Raw genomic sequence first — 18733 nt, 5'->3', positions numbered from 1 at the left:
ATGTTTGGTTGCGGGAGCCGGATTTGAACCGACGACCTTCGGGTTATGAGCCCGACGAGCTACCAGACTGCTCCATCCCGCGTCTGTGTGGCGGCATTCTACAGAGCAACGGCAGGGTGTCAACCGTTAATCGAACGATGGGTCAAATAAGTGCAAATTAGCGTCGGATTGTCACGCACGCGCGGTAAGTGCGCGATTGGGAAAGGATTTTTGTCAGACAATCGAAAAGAGGGGCTAAAACAGACAGGCACAAAAAAGGCCACTCTTTCGAGTAGCCTTTTTTGATGTTTGGTTGCGGGAGCCGGATTTGAACCGACGACCTTCGGGTTATGAGCCCGACGAGCTACCAGACTGCTCCATCCCGCGTCTGTGTGTCGGCATTCTACAGAGGAACGCGAGTGTGTCAACCGCTGATTCAAAGAAAAGCGCTTGTGGTTCAATCGGTTAGCTCTCCAAGGTGGCCCCTTGATAGGCCGCGGGGCCAGTCTGGCCGAGGCTTTCAGCTCTATTGGGGGGTGTGTTTCGATTGAGAAAATGAATTCATCTACGAATTTTCCTACCGCTTAGGCGGAAGATTCAAACTACTGGTGCTATATACAGGTGTGAATGAGATACTGCCCGCCTGTTCGTTTTCTGCCCAGAACCACTGCCTTATATATGACGCAGCGCAAAATCATCCACGTCGACTGTGATTGCTTCTACGCCGCCATCGAGATGCGCGACGACCCGACTCTGGCGCAAAAGCCCCTGGCGGTTGGCGGCTCGGCAGACCGTCGCGGTGTGATCGCCACCTGCAACTATGAGGCGCGGGCTTATGGTGTGCGTTCGGCCATGTCGTCCCGGCACGCGTTGAAGCTGTGTCCGGACCTGACCATCGTCAAGCCGCGCATGGACGCCTATAAAGAAGCATCCAAGGAAATCCAGACGATCTTTCGCGACTACACCGACCTGATCGAACCGTTATCCCTGGACGAAGCCTACCTCGACGTCTCCGACAGCCCGCATTTCGGCGGCAGCGCCACGCGCATTGCCCAGGACATTCGCCGGCGGGTCTCCAATCAATTGCACATCACCGTTTCTGCAGGCGTGGCGCCGAACAAGTTTCTCGCCAAGATCGCCAGTGACTGGAAAAAACCCAACGGACTGTTTGTGATCACCCCCGATCAGGTGGAAGACTTTGTCTCGGCGCTGCCGGTGAAAAAGCTCCACGGCGTGGGCAAGGTAACGGCCGACAAGCTGACGCGGCTGGGGATCGAAGACTGCCTGCAACTGCGAGAGTGGAACAAGCTGGCGCTGGTGCGTGAATTTGGCAGCTTCGGCGAGCGGCTTTGGAGCTTGGCCCGTGGGATCGATGACCGTGTGGTGCAGAACGACAGCCGCCGGCAATCCATCAGTGTGGAAAACACCTACGATGTCGACCTGCCGGACTTGCCCAGTTGCCTGGAAAAGCTGCCGGAGCTGATGGACACCCTGGCCGGACGCATGGCGCGCATCGACAGCAGCTATCGGGCGGGCAAGCCGTTCGTCAAAGTGAAGTTTCACGACTTTACCCAAACCACCCTGGAGCAAGCCGGGGCAGGGCGGGATCTGGAGAGTTACCGGCAGTTGCTGACCCAGGCGTTCAATCGTGGCGGCAAGCCGGTGCGATTGTTGGGAATAGGTGTGCGTTTGCTGGACTTGAGCAGCGGCAACGAGCAGCTCCAATTCCCCTGGTAGAAACCGGAAACCAAATGTGGGAGCGGGCTTGCTCGCGAATACGGCGTGTCAGCCAGCATATGCATCAACTGACACACCGTATTCGCGAGCAAGCCCGCTCCCACATTTAATGGCTTCAGCGTGCGCCGGGATCCGCCACCAGCCGACCCGCATCCTTGGTCAATGCCTGCAAGAATTCCTGCTGCAACTCCGGATCATTGCGGGTCAGTTCGATCAGGCTTTGTTCCAGCTCGCTGGCTTCTTCTTCCAGGCCCAACTCCGACAGGCGCTTGACCCGGTGCACCCACTCGTTGACTTCATCGTCTTCGAGGTCGTCGTAGATCAACCCGTGAGCTTCGAGCAATTTGCTGCGCAAGGTGCTGCTGACGGCCAGGGATGAGTCCGAGTGCACGTCATCCTGGGCATCTTCAACGCTGATTTTCAGGATGCTGATGCGATTCAAATCCTGCTCGGCAAACGGGCTGTCCAGCAGGTTCAGGCGCAGCACGCCGTTACGGTCGGTGGTCAGTTCATGGGTTTGCTTGCCGGCCGTCACCTGTACCGGGCGCTCGCTCCAGGGCAGGCTCGAATACTCCACACGCTTGTCGCGCTGGACTTCATCGATGCCCGCCAGGTTCTGTTGCGCCCGACCATGGGATTGCACGTTCATGAACGGGTTGATCCCGTCCACGCCGTAGCTGAGCCAGTCACGGGTCACGCTGGCAGGCAAGTTGCCCAGGGCAAAGATATTCGCCACGTTGGCGCCGACGCCCGCCACGAGCGCGACCGCGCCGAGGGGCATCTCATAGAGTTTGCGCCAAGGCTGGTAGGGCGTGTAGCGGTCGTAACGACGGGTGACTTCGAATTCGGTGACCTCAAAGGTCTTTTGCTCGTGAATGCGCACCCGGCGTTGCGGCAGCTCCAGCACCTTGGGTTCGCCCACGTCGATCTGCAGGCTGTGATCGAGCAATTTGCGCTCGACACGTTCCTCGTGCTCGCTGCGTTGCGACATCTGGTTGGCGCAGCCGCTGACCAGCAGGGCGCCACATAACGTGGCGCCCCCCAGGGCTATGGTGTTTCGCTTGAACATGACGACTCTTGATATGGTTTTCAGCGACGAATACGCGCCTGAAGGAAAGACAGCACGTCAGCCACCGGCAACGGTTGGGCTTCGGCTTCGGTCCGGCTCTTGTATTCCAGATTGCCATCGGCCAGGCCGCGGTCACTGACCACGATCCGGTGCGGGATGCCAATCAGTTCCATGTCGGCGAACTTGATGCCCGGGCTGGTTTTCTTGTCCCGATCATCCAGCAGCACTTCAAAACCGGCCGCCGTCAGTTCGGCGTACAGCTTGTCGGTGGCCTCGCGTACTTGCTCGGTTTCGTAGCGCAGCGGTACCAAGGCTACCTGGAACGGCGCGAGGGCGTCACTCCAGATGATGCCTTTCTCGTCGTTGTTCTGCTCGATGGCAGCCGCAACCACGCGGGAAACACCAATGCCGTAGCAGCCCATTTCCAGGGTGATCGGCTTGCCGTTCTCGCCCAGCACTTCGCACTTCATCGCCTTGCTGTACTTGTTGCCCAGCTGGAAGATGTGCCCGACTTCGATGCCGCGCTTGATTTCCAAGGTGCCCTTGCCGTCCGGGCTCGGGTCGCCGGCAACCACGTTGCGCAGGTCGGCCACGGTCGGAACCGGCAGGTCACGTTCCCAGTTCACGCCGAAGTAGTGCTTGTCATCGATGTTCGCACCGATGCCGAAGTCGCTCATCAGCTCAACCGAACGGTCGATGATGATCGGCAGTGGCAGGTTCAGCGGGCCCAGGGAGCCAGCGCCGGCGCCAATCGCGTCACGCAGTTCTGAGTCGGTGGCCATGACCAGCGGGTTGGCAACGCCTGGCTGCTGGGCGGCCTTGATTTCGTTGAGCTCGTGGTCGCCGCGGATCACCAGGGCGATCAGCTTGCCTTCTTCCTCGGCGCGCACGATCAGGGTCTTGATGGTCTTTTCAATCGGCAGATTGAATTTCTCCACCAGGGCTGCGATGGTCTTGGTCTCAGGCGTGTCCACCAGGCGCAGCTCTTCGCTTGGCGCAGGGCGGGAGGTTTCCCGTGGCACGGCTTCGGCTTTCTCGATGTTCGCCGCGTAGTCGGAACCGTTGCTGAACACGATGTCGTCTTCACCGGACTCTGCCAGCACGTGGAATTCGTGGGAACCGGCACCGCCGATGGAGCCGTTGTCGGCTTCAACCGGGCGGAATTTCAGGCCCAGGCGGGTGAACACGTTGCAGTAAGCGGTGTGCATGCGGTCGTAGGTGACTTGCAGGGACGCCTGGTCCGGGTGGAACGAATAGGCGTCCTTCATGATGAATTCGCGGCCGCGCATCAAACCGAAGCGTGGGCGGATTTCGTCACGGAATTTGGTCTGAATCTGATACAGGTTGAGGGGCAGCTGTTTATAGCTGCTCAACTCGTTGCGCATCAGGTCGGTGATCACTTCTTCGTGGGTCGGGCCGGCGCAGAAGTCGCGGCCATGACGGTCCTTGAAGCGCAGCAATTCAGGGCCGTACTCTTCCCAGCGCCCGGATTCCTGCCACAGCTCAGCCGGTTGGGTGCTCGGCATCAACACTTCCAGAGAGCCGGCAGCGTTCATTTCTTCACGAACGATGGCTTCGACCTTGCGCATCACCTTCAAGCCCATGGGCAGCCAGGTGTACAGGCCCGAGGCCAGTTTGCGGATCATGCCGGCGCGCAGCATCAGCTGGTGGCTGATCACGACCGCGTCGGAAGGCGTTTCTTTCTGTGTGGCGAGCAAATATTGACTGGTGCGCATGGTAGGCCGTTGTCGGTTGCTTGGACTTGAAATGACGTTGGATTGTACGGGCGCTTGCCGCCGACGTACAGGCATCAGGATGCAGAGCTGTCTGTAGGAGCGAGCTTGCTCGCGAAGATCGTCAACGATTACACGGGAAACCGGGATAAACGCGGTGCCTGTGAGTGCTTCGCGAGCAAGCTTGCTCCTACAGCGGGGAGGTGTCCTCGGGAGGATTCAACCGAATCCGCCGGCTTTCCTGGAACCAGTGCAAGGCAATCAGAAGCAGCGTCGGCACACCCAGCAGGCAGGTGATCAAGAAGAAGTTGTGGTAACCGAACTTCTCGACCATCACCCCCGAATACCCGCCGATCAAACGTGGCAGCAGCAACATGATCGAGCTGAGCAACGCGTATTGGGTGGCGGAGAACTTCAGGTTGGTCAGGCTCGACAGGTACGCAACAAACGCCGAGGTTGCCATGCCGGAACTGAAGTTATCCAGGGAGATGGTGAAAATCAGCATCTGCAGGTCCGGGCCCATGTCGGCGAGCATCACGAACAGCAGGTTAGTGCCGGCCGATGCAATGCCACCGATAAACAGGATCGGCAGGATCCCGAAACGCACGATCAGCAGGCCGCCCATGCCGGCACCCAGCAGGGTCATGATCAGGCCGAAGACCTTACTGACGCCGGCGATCTGGTCCTTGGTGAAACCCTGGTCGATATAGAACACGTTGGCCATGACACCCATTACCGTGTCCGACATGCGATAGGTGGCAATCAGCCCCAATAGCAGCAGGGCCTGCCAGCGGTAGCGCAGGATAAAGTCGTTGACCGGTGTGAGCACCGGCGCCAGGCCCCGGCGGCCCATGGTCGACAGGCACAGGGTGGTGAGGATGATATAGAGGATGGCCCGCAGGAACGCGCGGTCTTCCAGCAGCAGATCCAGCAGGCTCACGCCCTGGAACAGCACGCTGGCGAAGTCTGTGTTGTACAGCTGGGTAAACATCGCCGGCACCGAGACCAGCAGCACAATCAACACGAACACCGAGACTAACTGGTGAGCAAAGCTGTAGCGCCCGGCCTGCAGTTGGGTGCGCAGTGGCACATTGGGCTCGCGCATCAGCAGCGTGGTCAGCAGCGCGGGCACCATCAGCACACCAAACAGCACGTAGGTGCCGGTCCATGCCGAGTGCTTGTAATTGAAGCCGGTGGAGCCAAAGCCTTCAGCGAAAAACAGTGCGCCGGCCGTCGCCAGCAGGGCCGCAATTCGATAGCCGGACATATAGCTGGCGGCCAGCGCAGCCTGGCGGCTGTCGTCGGCGATTTCCAGGCGGTAGGCGTCTACGGCGATGTCTTGAGTGGCGGAAGCGAAGGCGACGATTACCGCGATAGCGATCAGCCAGGACAGGTGCTTTTGCGGATCGCAAAAGCCCATGCCGATCAATCCAAGGATAACCAGCGTCTGGGACAAGACTAACCAGGATCGACGACGTCCGAGCTTGCCGAGCAGCGGCAGGCGCCATTGGTCAAGCAAGGGCGACCAGACCCACTTGAAGGCATAGGCCAGGCCGATCAGGCTCGCGTAACCGATGGTTTCGCGGGCCACACCGGCCTCACGCAACCACACCGAGAGCGTCGAGAACACCAACATGTAAGGCATGCCGGCAGCAAAGCCGAGCAACAGCAGCACTAACGTCGAGGGGCTGGCATAGGCGGCGAGCGCGGCGCGCCAGGTTTTACGGGGCATGGGCTGGAGTCTGCCTCAGAATTACGCAAATAAAGCGCGCACTCTAACCGCTGTGCTCTACCGGGCGCCAGCCATGACGCTGAATATCAACACGATTGTTCACGATGCTGACGCCTTCGCCGCGCAAACGCACACGTTGCTCGTCACCTGAGGCACTGCCCACCGGCAGACTTATCCGACCACCGGCACCCAACACCCGGTGCCAGGGCAATTTGGTGTCCTCGGGCAGTTGGCTCAGGGTGCGCCCTACCCAACGTGCGGCGCGACCCAAACCGGCGAGCTGCGCCAGCTCCCCGTAGCTGATTACGCAGCCTTCAGGCACCTGGGCGAGGGTCAGGTACAGCACGGTGCGACGCATTTCAGCGGGGCTTTGCGGAGCGTCGGTCGTTTCGTTCACGGTGGCATATCCGATGAAAATATCCGTCTATTTGTAAGAAATGTCTGCAAAATGGGCGGCTGAGAACGGAACTCGATACAAATACCCGAGTCAGTCCTTGCTAAGAAGTTATCCACCCCGATAATGCCCGTTTTTTCGTCAAACTCGAGCCCCATATCCGCTTATGTTGTCCAGAACCCTGCTGTGCCTCGCTGTATTCAGCGCCTCCACGCCTCTGCTCGCCGATACCGTCTGGTTAAAGAACGGTGACCGTCTGACCGGCAAGATCAAGGTTTTCGACGGCGGCAAGCTGCTGATCCAGACTGATTATGCCGGTGCCATCCCGGTGGACTGGAAGCAGGTCAAAACCCTTGAAAGTGATCAGGAGCTGCTGGTCAAGCAGGATGCCTACACCGGCGAGAAGGCCAAATCACTGCAGGCGGCCGATGACGGCAAAGTCATCCTGGCCAACGGTGAGGCGCCCAAGACCGTCGAACTGGCCAGCATCCAGCAGATCATCAAGCCCAAGCCCGTGATCGAAGACCTGGTGTGGAAGGGCAATGTCGACATGGCGCTGGACTACAAGCGCGCGGAAAAAGACACCAACGACTACGACATCGACTTCAAGACCACAGCTCGTCATGGCCAGTGGCGTCATACCGGCCAGGGCGAATACAACCGCGAATTCCAGGACGACGTGACCACCACCGACAACTGGGCGCTGGAATACGACCTGGACCGGTTTATCACCGAACACTGGTTCTGGCAGGGCCGTTTGACCTACAAGCGCGACAAGGTTGAAGACCTGTCACGCCAGCGCACCGTGGGTACTGGTCCGGGCTACCAATTCTGGGACGACGAACTGGGCGCGTTCTCCCTCGGTTCGCTGGTCAACCGCACCGACTATGAATACCAGGACGGCGGCAAAGACAACTTCTACTCGCTGGCGATGAAGTGGAACTACAACCGCTACTTGGTGGGCAAGACCGTCGAATTCTTCACCAATGGCGAGCTCGGCAAGCCGCTGGCCGGGCCGTCCGACTACTCCCTGGATGCGGAAATGGGCTTGCGCTACAAAGTCACCGAGTGGGCTTCCCTCAACCTCAAGGCCGAGCGCGACGTGATCAGTGGCGACTCGGAAAGCGCGTTGAGCAAGACCCGCTATACCGCAGGGTTCGGCGTCGCCTGGTAAGGAGCCGCCTGGTAAGGAGCTGCCTGGTAATTAAAGGCGTAACCCGCCGTCCATTTCCAGGATTCGCCCGGTGTAGTAGTCGTTTTCGAAGATATACGCCGCTGAATGGGCAATCTCCTCAGGCCGCCCCATGCGCTTGAGGGGAATGCCCGACGTCATCCTCTCCAGTGCCTCGGGCTTCATGCCCAGGGACATCTGCGTCTCGATAAACCCCGGCGCAATGCCCGCGACGCGGATGCCATAGCGCGCCAGCTCCTTGGCCCAGGTCACGGTGGCGGCTGCTACACCGGCCTTGGCGGCCGAGTAGTTGGTCTGGCCGACGTTGCCGGCGCGGGAGATCGACGAGATATTGATGATGGTGCCCTGGTTCTTCAACTCCACCATTTTTGCTGCCACTTCGCGGGTGCACAGGAACACGCCGGTCAGGTTCACGTCGATCACCGCCTGCCACTGGGCCAGGCTCATCTTGGTCATCTCGCCATCCTTGACCTTGAGCAGCAAGCCGTCGCGCAAAATCCCCGCGTTGTTGATCAAACCGTTGATCGCGCCGAAGTCTTCGGCGATCTGTGCCACCGTCTGGCACACCTGCTCTTCATTCGCCACGTTGCATAGATAGGCCCTGGCCGTTACGCCGTGTGCCTGGCAGGCTTCCACCGCCTGGTCGAGTTTTTCCTGATTGAGGTCCACCAGCGCCAGGTGCGCGCCCTTGGCTGCGAAATACTCCGCCATGGAACGGCCCAAACCCTGGCAACCGCCGGTGATAATGATTACTTTGTCGTTGAGATGCATTCGCAAGTCCTGTGGGCAGAATTAATCGGCTATCCAAGTTTGTTTTTTGACGGAATTTATCAAAGGAGTCATAAGTTGAGCGCGCACGTTGCCAAGAATGCCCGAGAACTACTGCTCAAGGAATACCGTGGGGCACTTGCCACCTTGTCCAAGGCCATGCCCGGCTTTCCGTTCGGCTCAGTGGTGCCGTACTGCCTGGATGCCGAGGGCCGGCCGCTGATCCTGATCAGCCGTATCGCCCAGCACACCCATAACCTGCAGAAAGACCCCAAGTGCTCGCTGCTGGTGGGTGAGCGTGAGGCGGACGACGTGCAAGCGGTAGGGCGCCTGACCTATCTGGCCGAGGCCGAAAAGCTCGAAGACAGCGCCGCGATTGAAGCCGCAGCCGAGCGTTATTACCGCTACTTCCCGGATTCGGCCAACTATCACAAGGCCCATGATTTTGACTTCTGGGTACTTAAGCCGGTGCGCCACCGTTATATCGGCGGGTTCGGCGCGATTCACTGGGTCGACCAACTGACCCTGGCCAACCCGTTCGCCGGCAAGGCCGAGCTGAGCATGATCGAGCACATGAACAGCGACCACACCAAGGCCATTGCCCACTACGTCGAACTGGCCGGCTTGCCGACCACCGAGCCTGCACAATTGGCCGGTATCGACAGCGAAGGCATGCACCTGCGCATTGGCCAGGCACTCTACTGGCTGCCCTTTGCCGAGCCTTGCAATACGCCGACACAAGTACGCGAAGCCTTGGTTTTCTTGGCTCACGCTGAGGTCTGGCCGAAAAAAGCAGCCGCCGAAGCTTGAATTCACGAAACGGCGACGTCATCTAAGGTGAAGTAGCAAGGCATTCTTGCGTTGAGGAACCATTTGATGCGCCCTTTTTTGTTGCTCTTTTTGTTGTTCCCCGTGTTGGAGCTGTTCGTATTCGTACAAGTCAGTGGGGCAATCGGGTTTTTCCCGGCGCTGCTGCTGATCATTCTCGGCTCGATGCTCGGCGTTCTGGTGCTGCGCGTCGCCGGCCTGGCCACGGCGCTGCGTGCCCGTGAAAGCCTGAATCGCGGCGAACTGCCGGCCCAGACCATGCTCGAAGGCTTGATGATGGCATTGGCCGGTGGCCTGTTGATCCTGCCGGGCTTCATCAGCGATGTGGTTGGCCTGGTGATGTTGCTGCCATTCACTCGCAAGCTGCTGGCGGGCAAGATGCGCCAGCGTGCCGAAGAGGCTGCGATCCGCCAGCGCGCCTTCGCCGACGACCTGCAACCCCGTGGTGGCCCGGCCCCGCGCCAGCCCCTGGGGCGTGAAGGTGACGTGATCGAAGGTGAGTTCGAACACCGCGACCCCAAGTAATCTCCTCACTGGCACGGCACCCGCGGGTGCCGCGCGGCTTTTGAACACGCCCCCGACACAAAAATTTTCATCTCTGCACCTTGTAATAAGCTTATGCGCCCTTATGTAACGGTCACCGCAAGGTTTCTGGTGGCGACACCAGACAGACTTCCGCGTTTCGCACCGCGAACCGCGACCGGCACCGCCGGAATTTAACTAGCCGGAATTGACACCGGCCGATGAAAAACACAATTAGGAGAGATCGACAATGAGCAAGCTTCGTCCTCTGCATGACCGCGTCGTCATCCGTCGCAGTGAAGAAGAAAAGAAAACCGCTGGCGGTATCGTGCTGCCAGGTTCGGCTGCTGAAAAAGCCAACCACGGTGTGATTCTCGCTGCTGGCCCAGGCAAGACCCTGGAAAACGGTGAAGTACGTGCGCTGGCTGTGAAAGTGGGTGACAAGGTTGTTTTCGGCCCTTACTCCGGCAGCAACACTGTGAAAATCGACGGCGAAGACCTGCTGGTAATGGCTGAGAACGAGATTCTCGCTGTTCTGGAAGGCTGATTTCCCCGTTCATCTTCCCGTTACTACAAAGTATTTAAGGAATATCGATCATGGCTGCTAAAGAAGTTAAATTCGGCGATTCCGCCCGTAAGAAAATGCTCGCCGGTGTGAACGTCCTGGCTGACGCAGTAAAAGCGACCCTGGGCCCTAAAGGCCGTAACGTGATCATCGAGAAGAGCTTCGGTGCTCCGACCATCACCAAGGACGGCGTTTCCGTCGCCAAAGAAATCGAGCTGAAAGATCGCTTCGAAAACATGGGCGCGCAGCTGGTCAAAGACGTTGCCTCCCGTGCCAACGATGACGCAGGCGACGGCACCACCACCGCTACCGTTCTGGCTCAGTCGATCGTCAACGAAGGCCTGAAAGCCGTCGCTGCCGGCATGAACCCGATGGACCTCAAACGCGGCATCGACAAGGCGACCATCGCCATTGTCAAAGAGCTGAAGTCCCTGTCCAAGCCATGCGCTGACACCAAGGCAATCGCTCAGGTCGGCACCATCTCGGCCAACTCCGACAGCTCCATCGGCGACATCATTGCCGAAGCCATGGAAAAAGTCGGTAAAGAAGGCGTGATCACCGTTGAAGAAGGCTCGGGCCTGGAAAACGAACTGTCGGTTGTTGAAGGCATGCAGTTCGACCGTGGCTACCTGTCTCCTTACTTCGTCAACAAGCCAGACACCATGACCGCCGAGCTCGACGGCCCGCTGATCCTGCTGGTTGACAAAAAGATCTCCAACATCCGTGAACTGCTGCCAGTTCTGGAAGCTGTTGCCAAGGCCGGCCGCCCACTGCTGATCGTTTCCGAAGACGTTGAAGGCGAAGCCCTGGCGACTCTGGTTGTGAACAACATGCGCGGTATCGTGAAAGTGGTTGCTGTAAAAGCACCTGGTTTCGGCGATCGTCGCAAGGCCATGCTGCAGGACATCGCTGTTCTGACCGGTGGTACCGTTATCTCCGAAGAGATCGGCCTGAGCCTGGAAAGCGCTACCCTGGAACACCTGGGTAATGCCAAGCGCGTCACCGTGACCAAGGAAAACACCACCGTGATCGACGGTGCTGGTGTTGAAGCTGACATCCAGGCACGTGTTACCCAGATCCGCGCTCAAGTGGCTGATACCACTTCCGACTACGACCGTGAAAAACTGCAAGAGCGTCTGGCCAAGCTGTCCGGCGGCGTTGCAGTGATCAAGGTTGGCGCTGGTTCCGAAGTTGAAATGAAAGAGAAGAAAGCCCGCGTTGAAGACGCACTGCACGCTACCCGTGCAGCCGTTGAAGAAGGCGTGGTACCTGGCGGTGGCGTGGCACTGGTTCGCGCTCTGCAGGCTATCTCGGAGCTGAAAGGCGACAACGCTGATCAAGACGTCGGTATCGCTCTGCTGCGTCGTGCTGTTGAAGCACCTCTGCGCCAGATCGTTGCCAACTCCGGCGACGAGCCAAGCGTAGTTGTCGACAAGGTCAAGCAGGGTTCGGGTAATTTCGGTTACAACGCTGCTACCGGCGAATACGGCGACATGATCGAAATGGGCATCCTGGACCCAGCTAAAGTGACTCGTTCGGCTCTGCAAGCGGCTTCGTCGATTGCCAGCCTGATGATCACCACTGAAGCAATGATCGCCGAGATCAAAGATGACGCTCCAGCTGGCGGCGGTATGCCAGACATGGGCGGTATGGGCGGCATGGGCGGCATGATGTAAGCCAGCCTTACCCCGATACTGAAAAACCCCGCCTGCAGCGATGCAGGCGGGGTTTTTTTTTGATCGTTCCCACGCTCCGCGTGGGAATGCCGCCAGGGCCGCTCCGCGTCTCGCGTTAGCTGACGCCACGACGCCCGAGGAGTTTCTTGAACATGAAGCCGCGAGCCAGCATCAACTGCGAGGCAGGCGGCAAAGATGCCACGGGTCCCGGTGCCGCAGCGCCGGATGACGGATGGACAGGCACGTGCGCGGTTTTGTTGACGGGCGCAGGTCGGGGCCGCTCCCAATGGCCGGACATGACGACCATGCCCAACAGTTTTAGGGTGTTGCCGTAGTAGTCATGATCCCGGATGGACTGGCGTTGCAGGTTGTCCCAAATGTTATTGAGCCACAGCTGATTGTCGGGGCTGATCATTGCGCTGACTCCGAGCGCCGCCACAAAGGCCGGCTCATTCTGCGCTTCCTCGATTGAACTGCCGTCGATCCGGTAACCACTGTTGAAGTTGCCTGACTCATCGCGGGTGGTGGCGCGTGCCCAGCGGTTGAAGGTAGTCAAGGTGTACAGCGCGCGAGGGTCACCGTACATCAGGTAATCCAGGCCGATGCGCCACGGGTAACGGGCGGCATTCCACGAGTAGCCGCCGTCGTATTGACCTTCCACCAATTCGGATCGCGCAGGGGTGATCGAGGTATCCAGGTGGCTGATGAAGTCTGGTACCAGGCCGCTGTTGGCGCTGTAGCGTTGGGTAAAGTCGCTGATGATCGAATAGGTTTTGTCGCGAACCGCCTGCCAGCGTTTATCCCCGGTCATGGCGAAAAAACTGTAGAGGTGCGACTGCATGAAATCCGAGGTGCGGGTGGTGTACTCAAGCTCCGGGTCGCCGTCGGTGCCGGCCCAGTCGCCGAGCATCAGATGCTGAGTCCTGGGGTGCACCTCGTGTTTCATGATCGCCGCCATCACCGTGTTGGCCTCGCTGCGATAGTCAATGGTGCCTTGGCTGCCCCATTTCTGGTCGGCCAACAGCAGGGCGTAGGCGATGTCCAGGTCGCCGTCGGTGGCACTGACGTCGCCACGGAAAGGGTCGGTGGAGTCGCCGCAACCCTCGATCTGGTTCCAGGCCATCAAGCCGGGATCGGACGCCGCCGGGTGATCCTGGAAGTAGCGCACCATGCCGTCGAAGATTTTTTGGGCGTCTTCATCGTAGTCCGCCATCATCACTGTGAGCAGCATGCCGTAGCCATGAGCCTCTGACACCGTGATGGTGTTGGGCGCGGCGCCACCGCCCACCGGTTTGTGGTCGGCGTTGACCTTGACGAAATACCGGCCGCTGCCGCATTCCCCCGACAGGTACACCGCCTTCCAGTCCTTGTAGAACGTGACCAACTGCCGATCCATGACCGCCTGGGGCTGGCGATTGGGCAGGATGGTGCCGGGGTAGTAGGGCGCGTGAGTACTCTGGGCTGCGCTGCTGACTGACCATGAACCGGCGGCCATGCACAGTGATAACAGCAGCGTGGGCAGATGCCGTCTAGGGTGACGCATGAACTGACTCTCCAACCTGATCCAAAGGACAAGGTCGCGAGGTTAGCGGCAGCGCGGATGTTTCACTGTCACAGGCTGTAACAGCCTAACCCGGGCGCAGCGCCAGGGTCAGGGTCAGGCGTGCGCCGCCCAACGGGCTGCGGGTGATCGACAGTTCCCCACGGTGCCAATGGGTGGCGCGCTTGGCCAGCGCCAGGCCCAGGCCAAACCCGCTGGGCTCGTCTCCGCCCATGGCCAGCCGTACGAAGGGTTCGAAGATTTTTTCGCGGTTTTCCGGCAATACGCCGGGGCCGTCATCGTCCACATGCAGCACCAGGTGCTGGTCCTGGCACGCAGCGCTGACGTTCACCCGTTCGCGGGCATAAGTGATGGCGTTGCTCAACAGGTTACGCACGATCAAGTGCAGCAGGGCGCGGTCGCCGATCAGCTCCAGTTCGGCCGGCTGGGTGTCCAGGGTCAGCAAGCGATGGTGCCCGTCGAGCAGGGCAAACTCCTGCTGCAGCCAGTCATGGATGTTGATCGGCTCATGCTGCAGGTCGCTGGGTGCATCGGCCAGCCGGGCAAAGGCGAGGCTGGCGCGAACCAGCGACTCCAGCTCTTCGATGTCGGTTTGCAGGCGCTCTTGCAGGCGGGTGCGGGTGTCGGGGTCGGCGCTTTTACTCAGCAGTGCCAGAGCAAACCGCATCCGGGCCAACGGCGTGCGCAGTTCGTGGGACACCGCCTGGGAAACCTCGCGGTGGCGTTCGCCCATCGAGGTGATGTCCTGGGCATGCTTGCGCAAGGTCTGCAGCAGCGGCGTCCATTCCTGGCTCATCGCCGGCAGCAGCGTGTTGGGCGTGCGGGCGAGGGCAGTGATACTCGCGTTGAGGGTGTTGAGGTCGTGGGTGTATTTGCGCCGGGCACGCAGGGCGATCCAGAGAAGCAGCAATACCGGCAGGCCAGCGACACAGGCGGTCACCCCGTACACCGGGTATTGCAGCAGGTCCTTCACTTCGGCGGTTCCCCACATGGGGCCGAATTGAATCACCGTGTCATCGTCCAGCGGGAAGTAGGTGACGTCCTCATCGCTGTTCTGCGCCGGTTGATGATGGTCGAGCATCACAATGGCTTCGGGTGGCAGCTCGATATCGTCCTTTTTCACCACGCTCACCGGGTACTGAAAGCGTGCTTGCAGCGACTCGACACGCGCCTCCCATTGTTCGGGGGGCAGGGTCTTGAGTTGCTCGGCAACCAGATAACCCGGCCCGGCCATCAGGCGCAGAAAGCTGTAGTCGCCGATAAACACCGCAGCGTTGGTGCACAGCCACAACAGGTAAAGGGTGAGGGCGGCCCAACTGGTGCCGGTCGCGATTGCCATCCAGGGGCGCACTTTAGACAGCATGTTGACTCCCGCTCGGGATTTCGACGAACAGGTATCCCTGCGCCGTGATGGTCTGGATGGTCACGGGGCACTCAAGGCTCATGAGTTTCTTGCGCAAGCGCGACACCCGCATATCAATCGAACGGTTCAGGCCGTCGTACTCCAGGCCGCGCAGGCGCTGGAGCAGTTTTTCCCGGGTGAGTAATACGCCGCAGTGACGGGCGAAGATGGCAAGCAGCTCGAACTCGGCCACCGAAAACTGCAAGGGCGCCTCGCCAAGCCAGGCGAAGTGGTTGTTCAGGTCCAGTCGAAAAGCGCCCCACTGATAGTAGCTGCGAGGTGCCTGAGGATGGCGGCGCAGCAGCGAGCGGATCCTTGCCAGCAACAGTTGCGGGTCGATCGGCTTGACCACATAGTCGTCGGCCCCGGCGGCAAACCCCACTAATTGTTCGGCGTTCTCGTCCAGCGCCGTCATCATCAGGATAAACCCCGTGTAGTGGTCGCGAATCTGTCGGCACAGGGTGAAACCGTCGATGCCCGGCAGCATCACATCGAGGATCAACAGCGCGGGCTGCTCATCGCGGATACGTTGGGCGGCGCGGTCGCCACGGTGTTCCACGGCCACGGTGAACCCTTCGGCACGCAGGAACTCGGCGGTGAGTGCCGCCAGGGGCAGGTCGTCTTCGATCAGCAGCAGGGTATCGGACATGGCTCAGCGGGATCGTTGCCAAAAAAGTGCGCAGAGTGTTGCGCCCTTGGCCCCGGCGAGGCAAGGGCTGTTCATTAAGGCGTTACGGGCTGCTTATGGAGGGCGGGTTGTGGTGCTTTCACCGGTCGATACAGCAAGAAGTAATAGGCCCCCAAACAAATCAACCAGCTGAAAATCGCCGTCCACACGTTATGGGAAAGAAAGTGCGCGCCCTGCATCGTGCGGCTCACCGAAAGCACCGTGCCGAGGCCCAGTGCAAACATAAACGCCGGGCGTGCCATCCGGGGCCGGCGATCCCTCAGGGCAAAAAACAACGCAAACAGGGCAAACCCGGTCGCTGCATGCCCGCCCGGCCAGCAGCGTCCGGGCTTGTCGGTCGGTGGCCTCGGGCTCAGCAACTCGCTGTAAGTCTCCTGCCCACCAAATTCCTTGACGCTCCACGGGCATTGCACCGCGGTCACCGTCTTCAACGGCGAAACAAACGAGGTGGCCAGCGCCAGCGAGAGCACCAGGCAGCCCAGTTCCCGGCGATAGGGTTTAAGCCGCTCAAAAATAAAGGCACCGGCAAACCCGGCGATCGCCAGCACCGAAAACACGATCACCATCTGCTTGGCGCGGTCGTGAAGAATGTCTTCCAGAAAAAAACTGTGCCGGCCCACAAAGCCGCCTTCGGAAGCGTTGTAGAACAGCTTGGCGATGTCCATGTCCAGCGACGTCAGCTCCAGCAGCAGCATGGCCACCGCCAGCACGGCAGGCACACCGAGACACAGCCAGAAGTTGAGGGGTTGGGATACCGGACGAACAGCGATTGCTTGCATGGCGAACTCAGACTCTAAAAAAAGCCCCGGTCAGACCTGGCCGGGGCATTTTGGTTAGCGTGTACTCACCTGGGGAACCTCGTCCTTGGGCACCCTCCAGCTCAGCAACTGTTGTTTGTAGCCATAACTGGCGCCCTGGTAGTAGGTGATGGCCCGCTGGATCAATGGGTCATCGCTACCTACGCGGGTTTCATGGCTGTCCCCCAGTGCCTGGTCATGGCGACGCAGGCCTTGGCGTGGGCTGAGAATCGCCAGGTCATTGCCGTCGAACAACCCCAGGTACTGGTAATTGCCCACCACTACCCGTGGCGGCAGTGGGTTGTCTTGCAGCAGGTTGCGGCCAAAAAACGTCGACTCGTAGCTCAGGTTCAGCAAGCCCAGCAGGGTGGGCGCCAGGTCGATCTGGCTGGCCAGCTTCGCGTTCTCGCCGGCGTCCACCAGCTTGGGGGCGTAGATGAACAACGGAATCTGGTAATTCACCATCGGCAGGTCTTCCTTGCCCGCGCTGCCCGCCGTGTGGTCGGCGACGAAGATAAAGATCGTGTTGTCGAACCATGGCTTCTGGCGCGCTGCCTCCAGGAACTGGCCGATGGCATGGTCGGTGTACTTCACCGCGCCGTCGCGGCCGTCACCGGATTTGATATCAATGCGGCCTGCCGGGTAGGTGTACGGGCGGTGGTTGGAGGTGGTCATCAGTTGCAGCAGGAACGGTTGCTGCTTGGCGTAGTCGGCATCCGCCAGTTTCAGCGTCTGTTTATAGAGGTCTTCGTCCGCCATGCCCCAGGCGTTTTTGAAGCTGATTTCTGCTTCGGGCACGCTGCTTTGGTCGACTACGCGGTAGCCGTTGCCGCTGAAGAACGCGTTCATGTTGTCGAAGTAGCCGCGTCCGCCGTAGACAAACACGCTGTCATAGCCGATGGCATTGAGCTGTTGGCCCAGGCTGCCGAACCCGCTTTCGCGGCCGATGCGCTTAACGATGGAGCGCCCCGGCGTTGGTGGAATGGCCAGGGTGATAGCTTCCAGGCCACGGTCGGTGCGGGTGCCGGTGGCGTAGAAGTTATTGAAGTACAGGCTCTGTTTGCGCAGCGCGTCGAGGTTGGGCGTGAGGTTATTCGAGTCGCCGTTGCTGCCCATGTACTTGGCACTGAAGCTCTCGATGGTCACCAGTACGATATTGGGTTTGCGCAGCGTGCCCGGGTTGGTAATGGCGCGACGGATATCCAGCGGGTCCGTGCCGATAAACCGTGCATTGGGCTCGCTGAGTTCGGCGCGCAACTGCTTGGCGACCACATCGGCCGGCAGGCTCTTGTAGAACTGGTTGTAGTCCAGCTCGTTATTACGGAAGGCGGCGAAGAACTGATACGGGCCGTTGCTCGCCAGTTCGTTGTTGTAGGCATTACCGCCCTGGCTGCGCGGGCTGTCCTGGTTGATCAGTTGCAGGCTCAGGCCGGCCACCACCAACAAACCGAGGGCGTTGAGCAGGCGTTTGCGCATCGCAGGCAACGGCGAGTTCATCGCCGCGTTGAACGGTTTACGCAAGGCCAGGCTCAAGACAATTGCCAGCACCGCCAGCAGGCTCAGCAACTTGCCGATCGGATAAGACTCCAGCAGGTTGTTCAGCACCTCTTTGGAGTACACCAGGTAGTCCACGGCAATAAAGTTGAAGCGCACGCCGAACTCGTCCCAGAACAACCACTCGGCCACGCTGGTGAAGAGCATGGCGAACAGGCTGACGGTCAGTACCGCTTGCAGGAACCAACGATGACCCCGACGCCGCCACAAGCCTGGTGGGCACAGCAGCAAGTACAGGCCCAAGGGCAGGGCGGCATAGGCGAGGAAGCCGAGGTCATACAGCAGGCCCACGCCGAATACCGGCAGCAGGTTACCGCTGACTTCATCCAGGTGAGTCACCAGCAGCAGGACGCGCGTTAGTAGAAAAACAACCAGCCAGGCACCGGTCACCAGCAGCAAATAGCGCATTGGTGCCGTTTTTGGAAAACCCATGTCAATGTTCCTTATTTACGATGGGCGCGATCTTCGCGCTGACACTGTAGTCAGCTTGTGAACCTATAGTGAAAAACTCGTTAAGTTCCCCAATCGGTTGAAAA

Annotated in this window: 16 protein-coding genes and 2 tRNA genes; 6 read left to right on the top strand and 12 right to left on the bottom strand. The window is 59.7% G+C overall.

The window, feature by feature from the left end; genetic code table 11:
* Window positions 1-5: 5 nt before the first annotated feature.
* Window positions 6-82 (bottom strand) — tRNA-Met (locus HBJ59_RS10070).
* A 207-nt stretch (window positions 83-289) separates the two neighbouring features.
* Window positions 290-366: transfer RNA gene (locus HBJ59_RS10065), tRNA-Met, on the bottom strand.
* A gap of 291 nt (window positions 367-657) precedes the next feature.
* Here HBJ59_RS10065 and dinB point away from each other — a divergent pair.
* The gene (gene dinB, locus HBJ59_RS10060) at window positions 658-1716 is read left to right on the top strand and encodes a DNA polymerase IV (protein ID WP_076015374.1); all 1059 of its coding nucleotides are present in this window, start codon (window positions 658-660) and stop codon (window positions 1714-1716) included.
* A 115-nt stretch (window positions 1717-1831) separates the two neighbouring features.
* Here dinB and HBJ59_RS10055 read toward each other — a convergent pair whose 3' ends face one another.
* From HBJ59_RS10055 to HBJ59_RS10040, 4 genes are all read right to left on the bottom strand, one after another.
* Entirely contained in the window at window positions 1832-2785 is a 954-nt protein-coding gene (locus tag HBJ59_RS10055) for a hypothetical protein (protein ID WP_076015373.1), read from the bottom strand.
* 20 nt (window positions 2786-2805) lie between these two features.
* Complete coding sequence (locus HBJ59_RS10050; protein WP_076015372.1) at window positions 2806-4521, bottom strand: proline--tRNA ligase; 1716 nt, start codon at window positions 4519-4521, stop codon at window positions 2806-2808.
* Window positions 4522-4708: 187 nt separating this feature from the next.
* The gene (locus HBJ59_RS10045) at window positions 4709-6250 is read right to left on the bottom strand and encodes an AmpG family muropeptide MFS transporter (protein ID WP_076015371.1); all 1542 of its coding nucleotides are present in this window, start codon (window positions 6248-6250) and stop codon (window positions 4709-4711) included.
* A 43-nt stretch (window positions 6251-6293) separates the two neighbouring features.
* Complete coding sequence (locus tag HBJ59_RS10040) at window positions 6294-6608, bottom strand: MGMT family protein (RefSeq protein ID WP_218585816.1); 315 nt, start codon at window positions 6606-6608, stop codon at window positions 6294-6296.
* 202 nt (window positions 6609-6810) lie between these two features.
* Here HBJ59_RS10040 and HBJ59_RS10035 point away from each other — a divergent pair, with 202 nt between their 5' ends.
* Window positions 6811-7818: a DUF481 domain-containing protein gene (locus tag HBJ59_RS10035; protein ID WP_076015369.1), complete on the top strand. Its 1008-nt coding sequence runs from the start codon at window positions 6811-6813 to the stop codon at window positions 7816-7818.
* 30 nt (window positions 7819-7848) lie between these two features.
* Here HBJ59_RS10035 and HBJ59_RS10030 read toward each other — a convergent pair whose 3' ends face one another.
* Window positions 7849-8607, bottom strand: a complete 759-nt coding sequence (locus tag HBJ59_RS10030; RefSeq protein ID WP_167663473.1) for an SDR family oxidoreductase — start codon at window positions 8605-8607, stop codon at window positions 7849-7851.
* A 75-nt stretch (window positions 8608-8682) separates the two neighbouring features.
* On the opposite strand from HBJ59_RS10030, the gene HBJ59_RS10025 reads away from it, so the two are divergent.
* From HBJ59_RS10025 to groL, 4 genes are all read left to right on the top strand, one after another.
* Complete coding sequence (locus tag HBJ59_RS10025) at window positions 8683-9414, top strand: HugZ family protein (RefSeq protein WP_076015367.1); 732 nt, start codon at window positions 8683-8685, stop codon at window positions 9412-9414.
* Between the two features lie 66 nt (window positions 9415-9480).
* Window positions 9481-9957, top strand: coding sequence for an FxsA family protein (locus tag HBJ59_RS10020; protein ID WP_008433587.1), 477 nt, complete (start codon window positions 9481-9483; stop codon window positions 9955-9957).
* Between the two features lie 247 nt (window positions 9958-10204).
* Window positions 10205-10501 (top strand): co-chaperone GroES, encoded by a 297-nt coding sequence (groES, locus tag HBJ59_RS10015; RefSeq protein WP_003208599.1) that lies wholly within the window; start codon window positions 10205-10207, stop codon window positions 10499-10501.
* A gap of 50 nt (window positions 10502-10551) precedes the next feature.
* Window positions 10552-12195 (top strand): chaperonin GroEL, encoded by a 1644-nt coding sequence (gene groL / locus HBJ59_RS10010; RefSeq protein ID WP_076015366.1) that lies wholly within the window; start codon window positions 10552-10554, stop codon window positions 12193-12195.
* A 115-nt stretch (window positions 12196-12310) separates the two neighbouring features.
* Here groL and HBJ59_RS10005 read toward each other — a convergent pair whose 3' ends face one another.
* The 5 genes from HBJ59_RS10005 to HBJ59_RS09985 all read right to left on the bottom strand — a co-directional run bounded on the left by HBJ59_RS10005 (window position 12311) and on the right by HBJ59_RS09985 (window position 18629).
* Window positions 12311-13738 carry a glycosyl hydrolase family 8 gene (locus HBJ59_RS10005; protein ID WP_167663472.1) on the bottom strand — a complete coding sequence of 476 codons (1428 nt, stop codon included), beginning with the start codon at window positions 13736-13738 and terminating at the stop codon, window positions 12311-12313.
* 85 nt (window positions 13739-13823) lie between these two features.
* Window positions 13824-15119 carry a HAMP domain-containing sensor histidine kinase gene (locus tag HBJ59_RS10000; RefSeq protein WP_167663471.1) on the bottom strand — a complete coding sequence of 432 codons (1296 nt, stop codon included), beginning with the start codon at window positions 15117-15119 and terminating at the stop codon, window positions 13824-13826.
* The gene (locus HBJ59_RS09995; protein ID WP_167663470.1) at window positions 15109-15807 is read right to left on the bottom strand and encodes a response regulator transcription factor; all 699 of its coding nucleotides are present in this window, start codon (window positions 15805-15807) and stop codon (window positions 15109-15111) included. The genes HBJ59_RS10000 and HBJ59_RS09995 overlap by 11 nt, the downstream gene beginning before the upstream one ends.
* 74 nt (window positions 15808-15881) lie before the next feature.
* Window positions 15882-16625 (bottom strand): phosphatase PAP2 family protein, encoded by a 744-nt coding sequence (locus HBJ59_RS09990; protein WP_167663469.1) that lies wholly within the window; start codon window positions 16623-16625, stop codon window positions 15882-15884.
* A gap of 54 nt (window positions 16626-16679) precedes the next feature.
* Window positions 16680-18629, bottom strand: a complete 1950-nt coding sequence (locus HBJ59_RS09985; protein WP_167663468.1) for an LTA synthase family protein — start codon at window positions 18627-18629, stop codon at window positions 16680-16682.
* Window positions 18630-18733: the final 104 nt, after the last annotated feature.

Origin of the sequence: Pseudomonas sp. AN3A02, assembly GCF_011765255.1 — a bacterium.
Classification (GTDB): domain Bacteria; phylum Pseudomonadota; class Gammaproteobacteria; order Pseudomonadales; family Pseudomonadaceae; genus Aquipseudomonas.
The sequence above is the reverse complement of the archived record's forward strand: the minus strand, read 5'-3'. Positions and strand labels throughout refer to the sequence as shown.

Coding starts and splice junctions, on each gene's coding strand:
- HBJ59_RS10005 (WP_167663472.1), bottom strand. CDS start 13,738: ATGCGTCACCCTAGACGGCATCTGCCCACGCTGCTGTTATCACTGTGC.
- HBJ59_RS09985 (WP_167663468.1), bottom strand. CDS start 18,629: ATGGGTTTTCCAAAAACGGCACCAATGCGCTATTTGCTGCTGGTGACC.
- HBJ59_RS10000 (WP_167663471.1), bottom strand. CDS start 15,119: ATGCTGTCTAAAGTGCGCCCCTGGATGGCAATCGCGACCGGCACCAGT.
- groES (WP_003208599.1), top strand. CDS start 10,205: ATGAGCAAGCTTCGTCCTCTGCATGACCGCGTCGTCATCCGTCGCAGT.
- HBJ59_RS09995 (WP_167663470.1), bottom strand. CDS start 15,807: ATGTCCGATACCCTGCTGCTGATCGAAGACGACCTGCCCCTGGCGGCA.
- HBJ59_RS10045 (WP_076015371.1), bottom strand. CDS start 6,250: ATGCCCCGTAAAACCTGGCGCGCCGCGCTCGCCGCCTATGCCAGCCCC.
- HBJ59_RS10040 (WP_218585816.1), bottom strand. CDS start 6,608: ATGCGTCGCACCGTGCTGTACCTGACCCTCGCCCAGGTGCCTGAAGGC.
- HBJ59_RS10055 (WP_076015373.1), bottom strand. CDS start 2,785: ATGTTCAAGCGAAACACCATAGCCCTGGGGGGCGCCACGTTATGTGGC.
- groL (WP_076015366.1), top strand. CDS start 10,552: ATGGCTGCTAAAGAAGTTAAATTCGGCGATTCCGCCCGTAAGAAAATG.
- HBJ59_RS10030 (WP_167663473.1), bottom strand. CDS start 8,607: ATGCATCTCAACGACAAAGTAATCATTATCACCGGCGGTTGCCAGGGT.
- HBJ59_RS10020 (WP_008433587.1), top strand. CDS start 9,481: ATGCGCCCTTTTTTGTTGCTCTTTTTGTTGTTCCCCGTGTTGGAGCTG.
- HBJ59_RS10035 (WP_076015369.1), top strand. CDS start 6,811: ATGTTGTCCAGAACCCTGCTGTGCCTCGCTGTATTCAGCGCCTCCACG.
- HBJ59_RS09990 (WP_167663469.1), bottom strand. CDS start 16,625: ATGCAAGCAATCGCTGTTCGTCCGGTATCCCAACCCCTCAACTTCTGG.
- dinB (WP_076015374.1), top strand. CDS start 658: ATGACGCAGCGCAAAATCATCCACGTCGACTGTGATTGCTTCTACGCC.
- HBJ59_RS10050 (WP_076015372.1), bottom strand. CDS start 4,521: ATGCGCACCAGTCAATATTTGCTCGCCACACAGAAAGAAACGCCTTCC.